The following is a 2,057-nucleotide window of genomic DNA, read 5'->3' on the forward strand; positions in this document are numbered from 1 at the left end:
ATTATCTGCAAATTCAGTAATGAGAGGACGTGTAAACGCAATAAGGACGTTCAAGGGCTTAGTTGCGGATTTGAGGGAATACTGGTAAATAATCAAAACTGGAAAGTAAAAGTTCGCTTCTTCTTGTAAGAAGCGACTTCTACTCAAAGGTAAGATAACGAATAAATCAAAGAATAAGTGTTTTTCCGGTAGGAGAACCTTATATAATAAAAACTTTAAATTTATAAATGGGAATCCCCAGCTTGTGAAAGTCGGGGATTTTATTTATTAATAAAAAGTATGGAAAAAGATATCTGTAATTCCTCATTTCAAAACCATCTGACAGCTTTAAATTAGGCTGAATTTATTTTTCCATTATTTCTTTAATTCGTGGAAACATATTACTTTTGTGATATGGTAAAAATCGTTTTTATATTTTTATTATAATATTTCCGTTAAGCTGTGAAGTGTAGCGGATGATTCTCTAAACATTCCATCAGTCTGCTTTTAGTGGATTGGTGATTTTTTTTATTCAAGGATTGTTTCTGTTTGATCCTTATTTTTAATAACATTGTCATGTTCAAAGTATGCGAATAAGAGATGACGAACCGGAGCTTTACAGACTGATAGCTCCCTTGGTTATGAATCCGAAAGTATTGAAGAGTAACAACAATTATCCTTTCAAGAACTTTTCGGGAACAGTATGGTATGTTGCTATGGAAAATGGTGATATTTCTGGGTTTACAAACAAATTCAGAGGAACGAAATAAAATTTGAAGTTGATAAAGATTTGAGATTTAATCAAGAAAGTTACTATATCCCCAAATATAATTTGTGGATGAACTATTTTTACGAAGATTTAAGCCGGTTGCCAATTTTATACCAATCTATGCTTCCTGCTAGAAAAATGCAAATACTATCAGATGTCAAGTGTTCTACCAAAGATACATATGAGTATTATTTAAAATCATTAAAAAGCTCTTTACGATATAAACGAAAGGGAAAAACTCCAGGCTTCATAGACTTTATTTTGATAGAACATGATAATAGAATTAAAACATCGCATAAGTTTTTTTATGTCAAAATATTGAACGGGATAATAGATTTGCTTATCAAGGTAGAGCCAGTATATTTATTGATGGGTATTCCATAATATTTCCGCTTTATGAAATAAAATCATTTAATACACTGGAAGTTCATCATAAAAGATATCCAAGAAGTAAAAATCCATGGGATGTGGACGATGCTGATTTAATCACTCTTTGCTCTAAGTGTCATAAGTTGGAACATCAGAAGTTCAAATAGCGTGAATTTGAGATAAAAATCTAAGTTATTAAAAGAGAGATAGAGTTCTTTGACAGATGGCTTATTTTCTTCTAATTTTATATCAAATTCGCATTAATATAAAAAGGTAAATCTAAGAATATCTACTAATGTAGGATACTTGCTGACAATGTTCTTTTTGATAGAGGTATAAGTTTTGTATGTATTCAGTACATTAAAGTAAAGTAATTCAAAAGCACTACTGTCAATATATGGCACATCTTTCTTATAGCCTGAAATGAGAGCGCATCCTGTACGGTTAATAAAATCTGTGATATTTTTTTCAGTAGTATTAAGTGTAGAACAACTTCCAAAATGTACGATAATACCGTTTAATTTGCCTTCTAATACATCTGCAATCTCTTTTAATGTTATCCGATACAAATGCGGTTTTTACGTCCATGATACGCAATATATAAAACGGTATAATTTGAATATCGTTTTTGTGTGAAGCTTTGAAGCCCCTTTATAAAATCTCTTTTGGTAATGCATTTTTTATATATGTATTTGATTTTAGAGAAAGTGAACAATAAATCCAGTATAGGTTTTATGCTTTGATTGCTGTGAGGATGTTTATTCCAGTTTCCCTCTATGCAATAAATATGCCTTATTTTATTTTCCGTATTTCCCATTATATATTTATTGAGTTATGCACTTTATATATGGTAATACATTAAGTATATCCTTAATTCCGCAACACTATTATAAATTAAACTTTTTAAGTACCTGAGCAACAAAAAGTTGCTCAGGATTTT

At 30.2% G+C, this 2,057-nt stretch carries 2 protein-coding genes and 1 pseudogene; 2 read left to right on the plus strand and 1 reads right to left on the minus strand.

Annotated features, from left to right (window positions below):
* Nucleotides 1–566 precede the first annotated feature (566 nt).
* Together AB5935_RS24740 and AB5935_RS24745 are read left to right on the plus strand one after the other, a co-directional pair.
* The gene (locus AB5935_RS24740) at nt 567–749 is read left to right on the plus strand and encodes a hypothetical protein (RefSeq protein ID WP_038611713.1); all 183 of its coding nucleotides are present in this window, start codon (nt 567–569) and stop codon (nt 747–749) included.
* A gap of 418 nt (nt 750–1,167) precedes the next feature.
* Complete coding sequence (locus tag AB5935_RS24745; RefSeq protein WP_237029145.1) at nt 1,168–1,284, plus strand: HNH endonuclease; 117 nt, start codon at nt 1,168–1,170, stop codon at nt 1,282–1,284.
* Nucleotides 1,285–1,377: 93 nt separating this feature from the next.
* On the opposite strand, the pseudogene AB5935_RS28475 reads toward AB5935_RS24745, so the two are convergent.
* Nucleotides 1,378–1,934, minus strand: a pseudogene (locus AB5935_RS28475) (DUF6642 family protein).
* Between the last annotated feature and the right edge of the window lie 123 nt (nt 1,935–2,057).

This window comes from Phocaeicola sp. RTP21198st1_B8_RTP21198_201120 (genome assembly GCF_040929485.1).
Lineage (GTDB): Bacteria > Bacteroidota > Bacteroidia > Bacteroidales > Bacteroidaceae > Phocaeicola > Phocaeicola dorei.